The organism is Mesorhizobium sp. P2_C5_2 (assembly GCF_056404535.1).
In genome coordinates this window covers 1,164,049-1,181,438 of the sequence record NZ_JBFUDV010000001.1, presented here as the reverse complement: position 1 = coordinate 1,181,438, position 17,390 = coordinate 1,164,049, and the positions used below count along the sequence as shown (strand labels likewise).

General features: G+C 64.2%; 12 protein-coding genes. 9 read left to right on the top strand and 3 right to left on the bottom strand.

The window, feature by feature from the left end; genetic code table 11:
• Position 1: 1 nt before the first annotated feature.
• From AC1D1B_RS05680 to AC1D1B_RS05670, 3 genes are read right to left on the bottom strand one after another with little or no spacing between them, the layout of a single operon-like run.
• Positions 2-979: an ABC transporter permease gene (locus AC1D1B_RS05680; protein ID WP_477330106.1), complete on the bottom strand. Its 978-nt coding sequence runs from the start codon at positions 977-979 to the stop codon at positions 2-4.
• Between the two features lies 1 nt (position 980).
• On the bottom strand, positions 981-2,450 hold the full coding sequence (locus AC1D1B_RS05675) for an ATP-binding cassette domain-containing protein (protein ID WP_477330104.1): 1,470 nt from the start codon (positions 2,448-2,450) through the stop codon (positions 981-983).
• A gap of 48 nt (positions 2,451-2,498) precedes the next feature.
• Positions 2,499-3,512 carry a substrate-binding domain-containing protein gene (locus tag AC1D1B_RS05670; RefSeq protein ID WP_477330102.1) on the bottom strand — a complete coding sequence of 338 codons (1,014 nt, stop codon included), beginning with the start codon at positions 3,510-3,512 and terminating at the stop codon, positions 2,499-2,501.
• Positions 3,513-3,716: 204 nt separating this feature from the next.
• On the opposite strand from AC1D1B_RS05670, the gene AC1D1B_RS05665 reads away from it, so the two are divergent.
• From AC1D1B_RS05665 to AC1D1B_RS05625, 9 genes are all read left to right on the top strand, one after another.
• Entirely contained in the window at positions 3,717-6,176 is a 2,460-nt protein-coding gene (locus tag AC1D1B_RS05665; protein ID WP_477330100.1) for a glucan 1,4-alpha-glucosidase, read from the top strand.
• Positions 6,161-7,174 carry a phosphogluconate dehydrogenase (NAD(+)-dependent, decarboxylating) gene (gene gnd, locus AC1D1B_RS05660; protein ID WP_477330098.1) on the top strand — a complete coding sequence of 338 codons (1,014 nt, stop codon included), beginning with the start codon at positions 6,161-6,163 and terminating at the stop codon, positions 7,172-7,174. Before AC1D1B_RS05665 ends, gnd begins: the two co-directional genes overlap by 16 nt.
• A 23-nt stretch (positions 7,175-7,197) precedes the next feature.
• Complete coding sequence (zwf, locus tag AC1D1B_RS05655) at positions 7,198-8,574, top strand: glucose-6-phosphate dehydrogenase (protein WP_477330096.1); 1,377 nt, start codon at positions 7,198-7,200, stop codon at positions 8,572-8,574.
• A 14-nt stretch (positions 8,575-8,588) separates the two neighbouring features.
• Entirely contained in the window at positions 8,589-9,293 is a 705-nt protein-coding gene (locus AC1D1B_RS05650) for an ROK family protein (protein WP_477330094.1), read from the top strand.
• A 214-nt stretch (positions 9,294-9,507) separates the two neighbouring features.
• A complete protein-coding gene (locus tag AC1D1B_RS05645) occupies positions 9,508-9,972 on the top strand; it encodes a Ros/MucR family transcriptional regulator (protein ID WP_477330092.1) in 465 nt (154 codons plus the stop codon).
• A 143-nt stretch (positions 9,973-10,115) separates the two neighbouring features.
• Positions 10,116-11,216, top strand: coding sequence for an aminotransferase class I/II-fold pyridoxal phosphate-dependent enzyme (locus AC1D1B_RS05640; protein WP_477330090.1), 1,101 nt, complete (start codon positions 10,116-10,118; stop codon positions 11,214-11,216).
• A gap of 257 nt (positions 11,217-11,473) precedes the next feature.
• Entirely contained in the window at positions 11,474-12,715 is a 1,242-nt protein-coding gene (locus AC1D1B_RS05635) for an MFS transporter (protein WP_477330088.1), read from the top strand.
• Between the two features lie 363 nt (positions 12,716-13,078).
• The gene (locus AC1D1B_RS05630) at positions 13,079-14,185 is read left to right on the top strand and encodes an efflux RND transporter periplasmic adaptor subunit (RefSeq protein ID WP_477330553.1); all 1,107 of its coding nucleotides are present in this window, start codon (positions 13,079-13,081) and stop codon (positions 14,183-14,185) included.
• Positions 14,182-17,385 (top strand): efflux RND transporter permease subunit, encoded by a 3,204-nt coding sequence (locus AC1D1B_RS05625; protein ID WP_477330086.1) that lies wholly within the window; start codon positions 14,182-14,184, stop codon positions 17,383-17,385. The genes AC1D1B_RS05630 and AC1D1B_RS05625 overlap by 4 nt, the downstream gene beginning before the upstream one ends.
• Positions 17,386-17,390: the final 5 nt, after the last annotated feature.

Sequence of the window (17,390 nt, the reverse complement as noted above, 5' to 3'; positions counted from 1 at the left end):
GCTACCTCTCCCTGCGGCTGATCAGCACCCGAGCCGCCAGCACGATGATCAAAATGGCGCCGTTGGCGGCCACCTGCCAATCCGGCGGGATGTGCATGAAGGTGAGCAGCGGTGACGCCGCCAGCGCCAGCGTCAGCGCGCCGAGCACGGCGCCGATCGGCGATACCCGGCCGCCGACAAATTCGCCACCGCCGAGAATGACGCCGGCGATCGCCAGCAGCGTGTAGCCATTGCCGATATTGGCGTCGGCCGACGTGGTGATGCCGATCAGCGCCATGCCGGAGAGCACGCCGAACAGGCCGGTCAGCGCGAACAGCACGATCTTGGTCCTGAGCAGCGACCAGCCGGCGCGCCGCAGCGCCGCCGGATTGCCGCCCGAGCCGCGCAGGATCACGCCATAGGAGGTGCGCATCAGGCCGAAATGCACGACCGCCGCGATCACCAGCGCGGCGATGATCGGAAACGGGATGAAGGGCGGCTTGAACGCCATCAATCCGAGTAGCCAGTCCGGCGCCTTGCCGCCAGGTTTCGGCAACACCAGAATGGCCAGCCCTTGCCAGACGAAGCTCATGCCCAGCGTCACCACGATCGACGGCAAATTGCGCAGATGGATCAGCGCACCAAGCAGCGCATAGACGCCGATAGCGCCTAAGAGGACAACCACGCCAAGCAGCGGCGCGTCCTTCAGCCAGGTTGCGGTGACGCAGCCGACGAAGCCGACAAAGGTGCCGATCGACAGGTCGAGCTCATTGCCCGCGATGACGAACATCTGCGCGATCGTCGCCAACGCGATCGGGATCGCCAGGTTGAGCATCAGGCTGAAGCCGAAATAGCTGATGGCGCGCGGGTTGAGCCAGGCAATGGCGAGCAGCACCAGTGCCAGCGACAGCGCCGGCAACAGGCTGCGCAGCAGGCGGGCACGGGCAGCACTGCTGCGCGGCGAGGAACTTGGGGTCGTGCCGGGAGCGATTGCCGTCATCTCAGGCCGCATCGCCGAATGAGGACTGGATGATCTTTTCCTCCGTCAGCTCGTCGCGCGTGAGGTTGGCAACGATGCGGCCGTTTTTGAAGACATGGATGTGGTCGCAATTGTCGAGCTCTTCGGTCTCGGTGGTGTACCAGAGGAAGGTCCTGCCCTTGGCCGCTTCCTCGCGCACAAGGTCGTAGACCTCGAGCTTGGTGCCGATGTCGACGCCGCGCATCGGATCGTCCATCAGCACGATCTCGGCATCCGAGCCGAGCGCGCGGGCAAACAGCGCCTTCTGCTGGTTGCCGCCCGACAGCGAAAAAATGTTGTTGGCCATGTCAGGCGTGCGGATGCCGATCTTCTGCTTCCAGAACTCGGCAAGCTCGGCCTCGCGCTGCGGCGAGATCAGCAGCCCTTTTCGCAACCGCGCCAGCGAACGGATGCCGATATTTTCCGCGATCGACCATTGCGGAAAGATGCCGTCCGACTGGCGATCGCCGGCCACCAGCGCCACCGGCGCGGTCACCTCTATGCCGGTCCTGGCGCGCTGGGCGGCCTTGAAGATCGCCAGCAACAAATCCGTCTGGCCATGGCCGGCAAGCCCGGCAAGGCCGATGATCTCCCCGGCATGCGCGACGAGCTCCTTGCCGTCTTGCTGCCGCTCTGGCCGTGCCCTTACCCTAAGTGGGCCGGCGGCGGGCCTCGTGGCGGCGATCTTCGCCGCAATCTTCTCGCGCGCTTCCGCGCCTCCCATTGTCGCCACCAGCCTGTCGCGATCGAAGGCCTTCGCGGCGTCGGCGGCGACCACCTTGCCGTCGCGCATCACCACGATGCGGTCGGCGTTCTGCAGCACCTCGCCCAAGACATGCGAGATCAGGATGCAGCTGCCACCGCCGGCGACGAAACGGCGCACGAAGGCTAGCAGTTGGCTGGCCGTGTGTGCGTCGAGCGAAGAGGTCGGCTCGTCGAGAATGACCAGTTCGAGCGGATCGCCCGTCACCGTGAAGGCGCGCGCCACCTCGACCATCTGCCGCCGGCCGATGGACAGGTCGCCGGCAATATCGTCCGCCGAAATGCCGTGATCCGGAAAGATTTCGTCGAGTTTGGCAGCGATGAGAGCGGCTGCCTTGCGCCGCCAGCCGAAGCCGGTCAGCGCCGGATGATTGATGCGGGTGTTCTCGGCGATGCTGAGGTTCGGACAAAGCGACAGTTCCTGGAACACGCAGCGTATGCCGAGCGTCAGCGCCCGCGCCACCGAGTAGTCGGTTTCCGCTTTGCCGCGCACTGCGATCTGGCCGCCATCGGGCCGCAGCGTGCCGGCCACCATATGCATCAGCGTCGACTTGCCGGCGCCGTTATGGCCAACCAGCCCGACGCATTCGCCGGCGCCGACATAAAAGTCGACCCCGTTAAGGGCGCGAACGGCGCCGAAATGTTTTTCGGCGCCGTTCAGTCTGATGATGTCGACATCTGCCTCAGGCATGCTCAACGATATCCGGTCGGTCATGCCGCTGGCAATGAATGCAAACCATTACTTGATGTTGGCTTTGATCGCCGCGAGGGCGTCTTCCTGTGTGTATTCGTGCGTGGCGACGCCGCCTTCCTTGATCTTCGGCAGGGCTGCCTCGAAATCGTCCTGGGTGAAGGCCAGATACGGCACCAAAAGGTCGTGCGGAATGTCCTTGCGGCCATCAAGCACCTGCTGCGCCACCCAGAAGGCCAGCGACGAGACGCCGGGCGCGATCGATGCCGACCAGGTCTGGTAGCCGTCCTTTTCCTTCTGTTCCTTCCACCATTTCAGCTCGTCCTGGCGGTTGCCCATGATGATGGTCGGGCGCGGCTTGCCAGCGGCGGCGAAGGCCTGTGCGGCGCCATAGCCATCACCACCCTGGTCGACGATGCCGACGATGTCGGGCAGCGACGGCAGGATGGTTGCGACCGCCTTCTGCGCCGTCGTCTGGTCCCAGTCGCCGGTGACCGAGCCGACGATCTTGAACTCGGGATGGGCGGCGACCCCTTCGAGGATGCCGGCATGAATGGCATCGTCGATAGAGGTGCCGGCCAGGCCGCGGATTTCCAGCAGATTGCCGCCCTTGGGCTGGAACTTGGCCATCTGCTCCACTTCCTGCTTGCCCATGTCCTTGAAGTCGACGACGACGCGGTAAGCGCAGGGTTCGGTCACGGTGCCATCGAAGGAGACGACGACGATGCCGGCATCGCAGGCCTGCTTGATGGCGCCGTTGAGCGCATCCGGTGAGGCGGCGTTGATGACGATGGCGTCATAGCCCTGCAGGATCAGGTTCTGCACCTGGGCTGCCTGGGTCGGCACTTCCTTGTCGGCGGTGGTGAAGATGTCGGCGGCGCCGACCACCTTGTCGTCGACCGCCTTCTTGGTGACGATGCCGTAGCTGTCGAGCATCGCCTGGCGCCACGAATTGCCGGCATAATTGTTGGAGAAGGCGATCTTCTTGCCGCTGGTGTCGGCAAGCGCCGTGCCCGAGGCGAGCATTGCCGCAAGCGCGCTCAGAACGAGCAGTTTCTTCATGTCATAATCCTCCCGTGGATTGTCGGCCCCGCCGACTGTTGCTGATGGTTTTGGCGTCGATTGCCTGTTTTTTATCTATTGTCAGACAAATGCAGATGCGGCCGCTTGTCAACTGCGATCGGTCACGCTTTGGCGATCAACTTCAGGTGCGATGATTGAAAAGCCTTCGTGTGCTGGTCTAGGGAAGGATCCAGGAGACCATGCATGGCAGCGACGCCGACCCTAGCCGAAGGTGCGCCCGGAATTCCGGCGCGCTGGACGTCGAGCGCCAAGAGCGGCGCTGGTGCGGCGCTTTCGCCGGCGAGCCGCGTCTGGTTCACGCTCAGCCATGGCATCGTCAACGAAGTCTATTATCCCGGCCTCGACAGCGCCTGCACGCGCGACATGGGGCTGCTGGTCACCGGCCCCGGCGGCTGGTTCTCCGAGGAGAAGCGCGACGCCACCCACGTCATCGAGCCGTTCGAGGACGGCGTGCCCGCTTACCGGCTGATCAACACCACCGCCCGCTACCGGATCGAAAAGCGCGTCCTAGCCGATCCGGCGCGCCCGGCTCTTTTACAGGAAACCAGTTTTACGGCGCTCGAAGGTAATGCCGCTGACTACCGGGTCTACGCGCTTTTGGCGCCGCATCTGGTCAATGCCGGCATGGGCAACACCGCTTGGGTCGGCGAGCACAAGGGCAGGCGTATGCTGTTCGCCTCCGGGCGCGGCACCTGCCTGGCGCTCTCCTCGTCGCTGCCCTGGGGCGAATGCTCGGCCGGCTATGCCGGCTTTTCCGACGGCTGGCAGCAGCTCAGTCGCGACGGCCGCCTCGATCCGGCATGCCAACGGGCCGAGGACGGCAATGTCGCGCTGACCGGCGAGATCGGTTTTTCCGCAGGCAAGAACAAAGCCTTGCTGGCGCTAGGTTTCGGGGCAACGCCCGACGAAGCGGCCGAAAACGCCGCCGCCAGCCTGAAGCGCGGTTTTGAGCCTGCCGCAGATACCTATGTCGCGAAATGGCGGAAATGGCAGGCTGGGCTGCTGCCGCTCGACCACCATGATGCATCCGGCCTCAACAGCTACCGCGTCAGCACCGCGGTGCTGGCGACGCACCTGTCGCTGGCCAGACCCGGTGCGGCCGTCGCCAGCCTGTCGATCCCGTGGGGGTTCAGCAAGGGCGACGACGACCTTGGCGGCTATCACCTTGTCTGGCCGCGCGATCTCGTCGAAACCGCGGGCGGCTTCCTCGCCGCCGGTGACGCTGCGCAGGCGCTGGAAATCCTCACCTATCTCCGTTCCATCCAGCAGCCGGACGGTCACTGGCCGCAGAATGTGTGGCTCGATGGCTCGCCCTATTGGCCGGGCATCCAGATGGACGAATGCGCCTTTCCGCTGCTGCTGGCCGATGCGCTGCACCGCGCGGGCCACCTGCCGCGCGCCAAACTCGCCGCTTTCATGCCGATGATCGAGAAGGCTGCCTCCTATGTCGTGCGCAACGGCCCAGTGACTGGCCAGGACCGCTGGGAGGAGGACGCGGGATACAGCCCGTTCACCCTTGCCGTCGAGATTTCGGCACTGCTCGGTGCCGCCGATCTGTTCGACGTTTCCGGCAGACCAGAGCCGGCTAACTATTTGCGCGAGATTGCCGACTGCTGGAACGACCAGATCGAGCGCTGGACCTATGTCAGCGGCACACCGGAGTGCCAGCAAGCCGGCGTCGACGGCTACTACGTCCGCATCGCGCCGGCCGACGATGCCGGCGCAGCTTCACCAAAGGATGGCTTCGTGCCGATCAAGAACCGGCCGCCGGGCGATACCGACAAGCCCGCCGAGGCGATCGTCAGCCCGGACGCGCTGGCGCTGGTCCGTTTCGGCCTGAGGGCCGCGGACGATCCGCGCATCGTTGACACGGTCAAGATCATCGACGCCCAACTGCGCTGCGACCTGCCGCAAGGACCTCTCTGGTACCGCTACACCAGCGACGGCTATGGCGAACACGCTGACGGCGCGCCTTTCGACGGCACCGGCCAGGGTCGGCCCTGGCCATTGCTCGCCGGTGAACGCGCCCACTACGAATTGGCTGCCGGCAACAAGGACAAGGCGGCAAGCCTGCTGAAGACGTTCGAGGCTTCCGCCGGGCAAGGCGGCCTGCTGCCGGAACAGGTGTGGGACGGCGCCGACATACCGGAGCGCGAATTGTGGCTGGGCAAGCCCTCGGGCAGCGCCATGCCATTGGTCTGGGCGCATTCGGAGCATATCAAGCTGTTGCGCTCGCTGCGCGACGGCGCCGTCTTCGACATGCCGCCGCAAGGCGTCAAGCGCTACATCAGAGACAAGACCGGCTCGCCGCTGAGGATATGGCGCTTCAACAACAGACCGCGCAGCATGGATGCCGGCAAGAAACTGCGCATCGAATTGCTGCAGCCGGCGCTGGTCCGCTGGAGCAGCGACCATTGGCAGACCAGCCACGAAATCCAGACAGCCGAAAACGCTCTAGGTGTTCATCTGGCGGACTTGCCCGTGGCCGATATTCCGCCAGGTAATACGATCGTCTTCACTTTTTTCTGGCCCGACGGCGACCGTTGGGAGAATGTCGACTTCACCGTGGGCATCGAAGATGCCAACTCGCACGTAATCCTCTTTCCTCCAGCGACTAGGACAAAACCATGCAGATCGGGATGATGGGACTGGGCAGGATGGGCGCCAACATGGTGCGCCGCCTGATGCGCGACGGCCATGAATGCGTCGTCTATGACATCAACCCGGCAAGCGTTGCCGCTCTGGTCGCGGACGGCGCCATCGGTGCCGCCTCGATGGAGGAGTTCGTCGGCAAGCTGTCCAAGCCGCGCAGCGCCTGGCTGATGCTGCCGGCGGCGATCACCGGCAAGATCGCCGACCAGGTGGCAGCATTTATGGAACCCGGCGACATCATCATCGACGGCGGCAATTCCTACTATCACGACGCCGTCGACCAGGCCGCCGAACTCGCGGCCAAGGGCCTGCATTATGTCGATGTCGGCACCAGCGGCGGTGTCTGGGGCCTCGAGCGCGGCTATTGCCTGATGATCGGCGGCCCCGACACGGCGGTCAAACACCTCGACCCGATCTTCGCCACGCTGGCGCCCGGCGCCGATGCCGGCGCCACGCCCGACAAGGCGGGCGGAACCGCACCCTTCGGCTATCTGCATTGCGGACCGAGCGGTGCCGGTCACTTCGTCAAGATGATCCACAACGGCATCGAATATGGCGTCATGGCCGCATACGCCGAAGGCATGAACATCCTGAAATCGGCCAATGCCGGCAAAAGGCAGCGCACGGCGGACGCCGAGACCAGCCCGCTGGAAAACCCGCAATATTACCAGTTCGACATCGACCTGCCGCAGGTGGCCGAGGTCTGGCGCCATGGCAGCGTCATCGGTTCCTGGCTGCTCGACCTCACCGCCGGCGCGCTGAAGAGCGATCCCGGGCTTGCCCAGTTCGGCGGCCGCGTCTCCGATTCCGGCGAAGGCCGCTGGACGCTGAAGGCGGCGATCGACACCGGCGTGCCGGCGCCGGTGCTGTCTTCGGCGCTGTTCGACCGCTTCTCCTCGCAAGGCGAATCCGAATTCTCCGACAAGCTGCTGTCGGCCATGCGCTATGCCTTCGGCGGCCATGTCGAAAAGCCGAAGGCCGGCAAGTGAAGGCGACAGGGGAGACGCGCAAAATGAGCCCGGAACGGTCCGACACGCTGGTGCTCTTCGGAGCCACCGGCGACCTCGCCCACAAGAAGATATTTCCCGCCCTCTACCAGATGGTCGCCAAAGGGACGCTGACCGAACCGGTGATCGGCGTCGCCTTCGACGCCTGGGACATCAAGCAATTGCAGGCGCGCGCCCGCGACGGCATCGTCAACGCCGTCGGCAAGATCGACGAAAAGGTTTTCGCCAAATTCGCCAATTTGCTGCGCTATGTCAGCGGCGACTACCGCGACGGCGCCACCTTCGAAAAGCTGAAGAGCGCGCTCGGCTCGGCGCAGCGGCCGCTGCACTATATGGCGGTGCCGCCGACCATGTTCGAGACCGTGGTCCAGGGGCTGGAACAGTCCGGCACCGCGCATGGCGCGCGGCTGATGGTGGAAAAGCCGTTCGGCCACGATCTGCAATCGGCGCGCTGGCTGAACCGGGTCCTGCATCTGGTGTTCGACGAACAGTCGATCTTCCGCATCGACCACTATCTCGGCAAGGAAGCGATCCAGAACCTGCTCTATTTCCGCTTCGCCAATGCCTTCCTCGAGCCGATCTGGAACCGCAACTTCGTTGAGAGCGTGCAGATCACCATGGCCGAGGATTTCGGCGTCGAGGGCCGTGGCAAATTCTATGACGATGTCGGCGCCATCCGCGACGTGATCGAGAACCATCTGCTCAACATCCTTTTGCTGCTCGCCATGGAGCCGCCGGTCGGCCGCTCCGCCGACGATCTGATCGACGAGAAGGTGCAGGTGCTGCGCGCCATCCGCACGCTGACCAAGGACGATGTCGTGCGCGGCCAGTTCACCGGCTACCTCGCTGAACCCGGCGTGAAGCCGAATTCGCCGGTCGAGACCTTTGCCGCCGTGCGCTTCATGGTCGACACCTGGCGCTGGCAGGACGTGCCGTTCTTCATCCGCACCGGCAAGAACATGCCGGTGCATGTGACCGAGGTGATCGTGCGGCTGAAGCGGCCGCCGCTCGACGTCTTCGACCCGATCAAGCCGGGCGATGCCAATTACGTTCGCTTCCGCATCGACCCGCAGGTGGCGATCTCGATCGGCGCCCAGCGCAAGGCTCCCGGCGACGACATGGTCGGCGAGCAGGTCGAACTCACTGCCCTGGACGACTCAAAGGGCGACATGCCGCCCTATGAGCGGCTGATCGGTGACGCCATGAACGGTAATGGCCAGCTGTTTACCCGCCAGGACGCCAGCGAACTCGCCTGGCGCATCGTCGGCCCGGTGCTTGGCGACACCACGCCGCCGCACATCTATGAGCCGAAGACCTGGGGCCCCGCCGACGCCATGGCCAATTTCGGCCCGCCCAACGGCTGGATCAATCCGACCAAGTGAGCGGAGGAAACGACATGGCCAAGGCAACCAAGCCCGCGACGGCCGAGGCCGAACCCATCGTGCTGACGATCGATGTCGGCGGCTCGCATGTAAAAATCCTCACCAGCGCCGGCGGCGAGGAGCGGCGCGCCGATTCCGGACCGGACCTGACGCCGCCGCAGATGGTCGCCACGGTAAAGACGCTTGCCGAGGGGCTGGCCTATGATGTGATCTCGATGGGCTATCCCGGCCCTGTCAGGAACAACAAGCCGTCGCTCGATCCGGCCAATCTCGGCAAGGGCTGGGACGGCTATGACTTCGCAGCCGCCTTCGGCAAGCCGGTCAAGGTCGTCAACGATGCGCTGCTGCAGGCGATCGGCAGCTATGATCGCGGACGCATGCTGTTCCTCGGCCTCGGTACCGGCCTGGGCGCGGCGATGATCCTCGACAATGTCGGCCAGCCGATGGAGTTGGCGCATCTGCCTTACCGCAAGGGCCGCAGTTTCGAGGACTATGTCGGCGAGCGCGGCCTGGAGAAATACGGGAAGAAGAAATGGCGCAAATACGTTTTCGACGTCGTCGAGCGGCTGCGTGCGGCCCTGCAGCCGGACTATATCGTCATCGGCGGCGGCAATGTCGACAGACTGGATGAATTGCCCGCCAAATCCAGGCGCGGCGACAATACGCGCGCTTTCGAAGGCGGCTTTCGACTATGGCGCGACAGGGCGCTCATCGTCTGATAGTATTAAGATTCAGTATAGTTGTTCAAAATGACGTGTGACGCGACACGAAGTCATTGCGTTACGCAGGTTTGGCGATTAGAGCGGTTGCACCGGATGGAATCATCTGGCGCAACCGTACAAATGCAGCAAGACAAATGACTAGAGCGGATTTCTGGCTCCGCCGGGACAGCTCTGGAAGTTTCCGCCACCCCCCTAGCGACGGAGAGATAAATTGGCCGACGACAGCAACGACTCTGACAAGGACATCGACCTGCTCGAACTAACCGCCCATATCGTGTCCGCTTACGTCGAGAAGAACCGCTTGCCCGTTGCCGGCCTGAGCGATCTCATCGCCAGCGTCGCGGCGTCGATCGGCGGGCTCAGCCAGCCGCCGGCTCCGGTGGCGCCGCCGCAGGTCCCAGCCGTCAATCCCAAGCGGTCGGTGACGGCGGACTACATCATCTGCCTCGAGGACGGCAAGAAGTTCAAATCGCTGAAGCGCCATCTCGGCGTCCATTTTAACCTGACGCCCGAGGCCTACCGCACCAAATGGGGCTTGCCGGCCGACTATCCGATGGTTGCCCCCAACTATGCAGCGTCGCGCTCCGAACTGGCCAAGTCGATCGGCCTCGGCCGCAAGGCCGCCGCAGCCACGCCAGCCAAGGCCAAGGGCCGCAAGGCCAAGGTCCCGGCTTGATCAGCAGCAGCTCGGACGCCTGAAGGCACTCGGCGCTGAGCCAACAGTTTGGACGACTGGAACAGAAGCCTGCCGACGAATGAGCCTTGGCAGGCTTCATGCTTTTGTGGCTTGGATATCAGCGCAAGCCAGGGGGAGCAGCCATGAACTACGCCAGAATGGTGATCGAGAAAGAGGCACCGGAGGAATACGGCTACGACCGCATCCGCTACAACCTCTCGGAAAGCTCGATCGCCGACCAGAAACTCTCCGACATCGGCCTGTCGCTGCCGGATCTCACGCTGTTCTACGGCGAGCATCGCGGCGACAAGGAGCTGCGGGCGCTGATCGCGGCGCAGGATAAAGGCATTTCGCCTGACGATGTGCTGGTCACGGCGGGGGCGGCGGGCGCCCTGTTCATCATCTCGACCTCGCTTTTGTCCGAGCGCGACCATCTCGTCGTGGTCAGGCCGAACTATGCCACCAACATCGAGACGCCGAAGGCGATCGGCTGCGCCATCTCCTATGTCGACCTCGACTTCGATGCAGGCTTCGCCATCGATGTCGGCCGCGTCGCGGCGCAGCTGCAACCAAACACGAAGCTGATCAGCGTCACCTGCCCGCACAACCCGACAGGCACCATGATGGCCAGAGCCGACCTCGATGCGTTGATTGCGCTCGCCGAGAGCCACAACTGCCATCTGCTGGTCGACGAGACCTATCGCGACCTCTCCTACGGAAAGCGCTTGCCGGCGGCGGCTTCGCTCAGCCCCAAGGCGATCAGTGTCTCGTCACTGTCGAAAGCCTTCGGCATTCCCGGCATTCGCATCGGCTGGCTGATCACCAGGGATGCCGAATTACAGGAACGCTTCCTCGCGGCCAAGGAGCAGATCGGCATCTGCGGCAGCGTCATCGACGAAGGCATTGCGCGCGGCATGCTGGAGCGCCGCGGCGCCTTCCTAGCCGCACTGCTGCCGGATATGGCAAAGCGCCGCGACATCGTGCAGGCCTGGATCGACCGCGAGCCCCTGGTCGACTGGGTGCGGCCGCAGGGCGGCGTTGTCGGCTTTCCCAGGCTGAATGTCGATGCCGGCTTCGACCTCGACCGCTTCTACATCAAGCTGCTGGAAAGCCATGGCACCTATGTCGGCCCGGGCCACTGGTTCGACATGCCGAAGCGCTTTTTCCGCGTTGGCTTTGGCTGGCCGAAAGAGGCCGAGTTGCAAGGTGGCCTCGACGCCATTTCCGCCGCGCTGAGGCAGTAACGTCCGCGTGCGGTCAGGCGGGTTGGACGAAAAACTCTTGATCCAGGCCCGATTATAACGCATACGCGCCTCGAACTTTGATCAAGTCTCATTGGCCGGAACAGCGCCCATTCGGGAAGTGCCCCGCCGGCATCGCATCGGCCCGAAAATCGGTTTCGATTTTCGGGCCGATGCGAAATCAAAAAGTTCTGGAGCGTACTTTGTGCGTCCAAGTGGACGCACGTCGCTCCAGTGCCATCGCAACGGGGCCATATTCCATGACATCCCATTCCCATACGCCGCCAGAGCAGCGCTACGCCGCTTTCCGCCACCGCTCCTTCCTGAGCTACTGGGCGGCGCGTTTCCTCACCACCTTCGCCACCATGATCGTGTCGGTCGCCGTCGGCTGGCAAATCTATGATCTGACGCGCGATCCCTTCGATCTCGGCATTGTCGGCATCGTCCAGTTCCTGCCGTCGCTGCTGCTGGTGCTGGTCACCGGCGTCGTCGCCGACCGCTTCGGCCGCCGCCTGATCATGGCGCTGGCGACGGTAATCGAGGCAGGCTGTGCGCTTGTTCTCTTGTATTTCACGCTGCATGGTCTCGTCAGTCCGCTGCCGATCTTCATCGTGCTGGCGCTGTTCGGCATGGCGCGCGCCTTTTACGGCCCGGCCTCGTCGTCGCTGTTCGCTAATCTGGTGCCGCCGGAGGATTTCGGCAACGCGATTGCCTGGAACTCATCCGCCTGGCAGACGGCAACCATTGTCGGCCCGGTCGCCGGCGGCCTGCTCTACGGCGTCTCGGCCGAAGCCGCGTACGCCACTGCCTCCGTGCTGATGTTGGCGGCTGGTCTGCTGATCTTCACCATTCCCAAACCCGCCCAGCAGAGCGCCACCGACAAGCCGACGATGGAAACCTTGTTTGCCGGCTTCCGCTATATCTGGAGCGAGAAGATCGTGCTTGGCGCCATCTCGCTCGACTTATTCGCCGTGCTTTTGTCCGGCGCCTCGGCGCTGCTGCCGGTCTATGCCCGCGATATTCTCGAGCTCGGCCCCTGGGGCCTTGGCCTGCTGCGCTCGGCGCCCGGCATCGGCGCCATCTGCGTCGCGGTCTGGCTCGCCGGGCATCCGCTGCGCGACAATGCCGGCAAGATCATGCTCGGCTTCGTCGCTGGGTTTGGCGCCTTCACCGTGCTGTTCGGCGTTTCCACCATCACCTGGCTGTCGATCCTGGCCCTTGCCGGGCTCGGCGCCACCGACATGTTCAGCGTCTATATCAGGGAAACGCTGATCCAGCTGTGGACACCCGACGAGGTGCGCGGTCGCGTCAACGCTGTCAACCAGGTCTTCGTCGGCGCCTCCAACGAAGTCGGTGAATTCCGCGCCGGCACCATGGCAGCACTGATCGGCACCGTGCCGGCGGTGGTGATCGGCGGCGTCGGCGCCATCGCCGTCGCTGGTCTATGGGCAGTGCTGTTTCCGCAGCTACGCCGGGTGCGACATCTCAACAGCCGCAACTGATTGAGTAAGCCGCTGGATCCGGCGCTCGGTCCAAATCAGTTTTGCGCCGACAACGGCTGAGATGGGCCGGAAGCGGACGGTCCGGTTCTGGGACGGACTAGCCAGGTGGCGGGGCAGCCACAGGGTGGACATTTCAGCCCACATGGAAAATGATCATGTTGCCATGCACAACACTGCAGTGCTCTGATCTCGACGAGAAGCCTTAAGCGTAGAAGCGGATCAACCGACCTCCGGGTCCAGCGAGCGAGGACGCAAATGGACACCCCAGGGAATGGGCAATTGCATCGCGACGCGGGCGGGCGACCCTGTCGATCGGCCGGCTGGCTTGCCCGCGCCGCCGTGTCGGCGGCATTTCTGCTCGGCATGGCTTTCAGCAGCACTGCGTTTGCGCAGGACCAGCAGCTACCCGTGGTGACGGCGGCCAAGCCGGTGGTCCGTGAAATCGTCGAAGACGACGAGTTCGTCGGGCGCTTCGAAGCCGTCGACCAGGTCGCCATCCGTTCGCGCGTCAGCGGCTATCTGGACAAGGTCAGCTTCCAGGACGGCGCACTGGTCAACAAGGGCGACCTGCTCTTCACCATCGACCAGCGTCCGTACCAGGCGGCTTATGATGCCGCCAAGTCGCAAGTGGACGTCGCCAAGTCACTGCTCGAATTCTCCAAGATGCAGCTGGATCGCGCCGACGAACTCGCCAAGACCGGCAATATCTCAACCGCGACGGTCGACGACCGCCGGCGGGAATACCTTTCGGCGCAGGCGCAGATGCAGGGCGCGACGGCTGCGCTGACGACGGCCAGCCTGAACATGGAATTCACCGAGATCAAGGCGCCCTTGTCCGGCCGCATCGACCGCCGGCTGGTGTCGGTCGGCAACCTCGTGCAGCCGGATTCCACCTTGCTGACGACCATCGTTACGCGCGATCCGATCGACTTCTATTTCGACGTCGATGAGCGCCTGTATTTCAGCTATGCCCGCGACGCGAAGGAGCGCGGCGGTAGCATGCAGGAAGGCGCCGGCGGGCTCGAGGTGGTGGTGCGCGTCGCCGACCGCGCGGAGGCGGTATTCAAAGGCAAGCTCGACTTTGCCGAGAACCGGATCGACAACGCGACCGGCACCATGCGGGTGCGTGCAAGTTTTCCCAACGCCGACGGCGTTCTCCAGCCAGGCATGTTCGGGCGCATCAACGTGCCGGGGTCGCTGCCGCATAGCGGCGTGCTGGTGCCCGACGAGGCGATCGGCGCCGATCAGGATCGCCGCATCGTGTTGCTGGTGGATGAGGCCGGGATGGTGTCGGCGAAGCCCGTGCGCACCGGCCCGCTTCTCGACGGCTACCGGGTGATCCGCTCGGGCCTGACCGGCAACGAGACGATCATCGTCAACGGGCTGATGCACGCCAGGCCCGGCACCAAGGTGAAGGTCGAGATGGTGACGTTGCCGCCCAAGGTCGAAACCGCCGGGTTGCCGCAATGAGGTTCGCCCATTTCTTCGTCGACCGTCCGATCTTCGCATCGGTCGTTTCGATCGTCCTGCTGATCCTCGGCGGGATTGCCTATACCCAGCTGCCGGTCGCGCAATATCCCGAGATCGCGCCGCCGACCATCGTCGTTCGCGCCCAGTATCCGGGCGCCGACGCCGAGACGATCGCAGCGACAGTGGCAACGCCGATCGAGCAGGAGATCAACGGCGTCGAGGGCATGCTCTACATGTCGTCCTATTCGTCGGGCGACGGGGCGATGGCGCTGACCATCACCTTCAAGCTGGGCACCGATCTCGACCAGGCGCAGGTGCTGGTGCAGAACCGCGTGTCGGTCGCCGAGCCGCGCCTGCCCGAAGAAGTCCGTCGCCTCGGCATCACCACCATCAAGAGCTCGCCCGACCTGATGATGGTCGTGCACATGCTGTCGCCCGACAATACCTACGACCAGCTCTACGTCTCGAACTACGCCCGCTCGCGGGTGCGCGACATACTGCTCAGGTTAGATGGCGTCGGCGACCTCATCATCTTCGGCGAACGCGAATATTCGCTGCGCATCTGGCTCGATCCGGAAAAACTGTCCGCCCTGGGGATGACCTCGGGCGATGTGGTGCAGGCGCTGCGCGACCAGAACGTCCAGGTGTCTGGCGGCTCGATCGGCGCGCCGCCGACCAACACCGGCACGGCGTTCCAGTACACAGTCACCACGCAAGGCCGCTTCAACGACGCACGCGACTTCCGATACGTGATCGTCAAATCGACCGAGGACGGCCGCCTGATCCAGCTTCAGGACGTGGCGCGCATCGAGCTCGGCGCCAAGGATTACGTCACCAACTCCTATCTCAACGGCAAACCGGCGGTGGCGCTCGCCATCTTCCAGCGGCCGGGCACCAATGCGCTCGCCGCAGCCGCAGAGATCCAGGACAAGATGAAGGAGCTTTCCGGCGACTTCCCGAAGGGGTTGAGCTACGACATCGTCTACAATCCGACCGAGTTCGTCGCCGAGTCGATCCAGGAGGTCTACAAGACGATCCTCGAGGCGATGGTGCTGGTCATCATCGTCATCATCGTCTTCCTGCAATCGTGGCGCATGGCGATCGTGCCGATCGTGGCGATCCCCGTGTCGCTGATCGGCACGCTGGCGGTGCTTTACGCCGCCGGCTTCTCGCTCAACATGCTGACGCTGTTCGGCCTCGTTCTGGCGATCGGCATCGTCGTCGACGATGCGATCGTCGTGGTCGAAAACGTCGAGCGCAATATCGCCACAGGGCTGGCGCCCAATCCGGCGTCGCACCTGACCATGGACGAAGTCGGAACGGCCGTCATCGCGATCTCGCTGGTGCTGATAGCCGTGTTCGTACCGACGGCCTTCATCCCCGGCATTTCCGGGCAGTTCTACCTGCAGTTTGCGATCACCATCGCGGTGTCGACGGCGATCTCGGCATTCAATTCGCTGACGCTTTCGCCGGCGCTGGCCGCATTGCTGTTCAAGCCGCACCACGCCGCGGCGGCGCCGCCGCGCTTTTTCCTGGCGCGGTTCGGACGAGCGCTCGCCGACGGCTTCAATCGCGGCTTCGACAGGCTCGCTCATTGGTATTCGAGCATCATCCGCGTGCTGGTCGGCTCGCGGATAACGATCGCCGCCATGCTGGCCGTTTTCGTAGCCCTCATCTGCGCCACGGTCTACATGGTGCAAACGGTGCCGCGCGGTTTCATTCCGTCGCTCGACCAGGGCTATGCGATCGTCGTCATCCAGTTGCCGGACGGCGCCTCGCTGTCGAGGACCGATGCGGTCATCCAGCAGGCGTCGCAGATCATCCAGAAAACGCCAGGCGTCGACTACGCAGTCGCCTTCGCCGGCTTCTCCGGCGCGACCTTCACCAACGCCAGCAACGCGGGCGTGATCTTCGCCAGGTTCAAGCCGTTTGACGAGCGGCTGAAAGCCGGCCAGTCGGCGACCCAGGTCATCGGCAATCTGTTCGGCAGCCTGCAAAGCATCAAGGAAGCCTTCATTATCGCACTGCCGCCGCCGCCGATCCGCGGCGTCGGCAATGCCGGCGGCTTCAAGCTGCAGATCCAAGAGCGCAACAGCGCCGACATGCGGCAGATCCTGGCGCTTGCCTACGAAATCGCCGGCAAGGCCAACAAGACGCCGGGGCTGACAGGCGTGTTCACCACCTTCTCCGCGTCGAGCCCGCAATTCTTCCTGGCGATCGATCGCGACAAGGCGCGCATCCTGAACGTGCCGATCCCCAACATCTTCGAGACGCTGTCGATCAATCTGGGCACCGCCTACGTCAACGACTTCAACGCTTTCGGGCGCGTCTACCAGGTGCGGGCGCAGGCCGACCAGGCGTTCCGCCTCGATCGCGCCGACATCTTGAAACTGAAGGTGCGCTCGGCGACCGGCGCGCTGGTTCCGCTCGGCACGTTGATCGAGATCCGCGATGTCACCGGCCCGGCGCTGGTCCAGCGCTACAACATGTATGTCTCGGTGCCGCTGCAGGGCAACGCCGCGCCCGGCGTTTCCACGGGCGACGCGCTGGCATTGATGGAAGGGATCACGGCAAAGACACTGCCGGCCGGTACCTCCTATGAATGGACCGAGCTCGCCTATCAGGAACGCAACACCGGCAATGCCGCTGTCTATATCTTCGGACTGTCGGTGCTGTTCGTGTTCCTGGCGCTGGCGGCGCAATATGAAAGCTGGGTGCTGCCGTTCGCCATTGTGCTGGTGGTGCCGCTCGGCGTGCTCGCGGCGTTGCTCGGCGTGTCTTTGCGAGGGCTGGACAACAACATCCTCGTGCAGATCGGCCTCATCGTGCTGATCGGGCTTGCCGCCAAGAACGCGATCCTGATCGTCGAATTCGCGCGGCAGGCGCAAGAACGCGGCCTGTCGGTCGCCGAGGCTGCCGTCGAAGCCTGCCGGCTCAGGCTGCGGCCGATCCTGATGACCGCCTTCGCGTTCATCCTCGGCGTCGTGCCGCTGATGATCGCAACCGGCCCGGGCGCGGAAATGCGCCAGTCGCTCGGCACCGCGGTGTTCTCCGGCATGCTCGGCGTCACCTTCGTCGGCCTGTTCCTGACGCCGGTGTTCTACGTCACGCTCAGGTCGCTGGTTTCACGGCGCAAGCCCCGTGCAGAGGCCGAGCCTTCGGCGCCGGCAGAGGCGCCACCGGAGACGGCCGCCGAGTAGGGTCA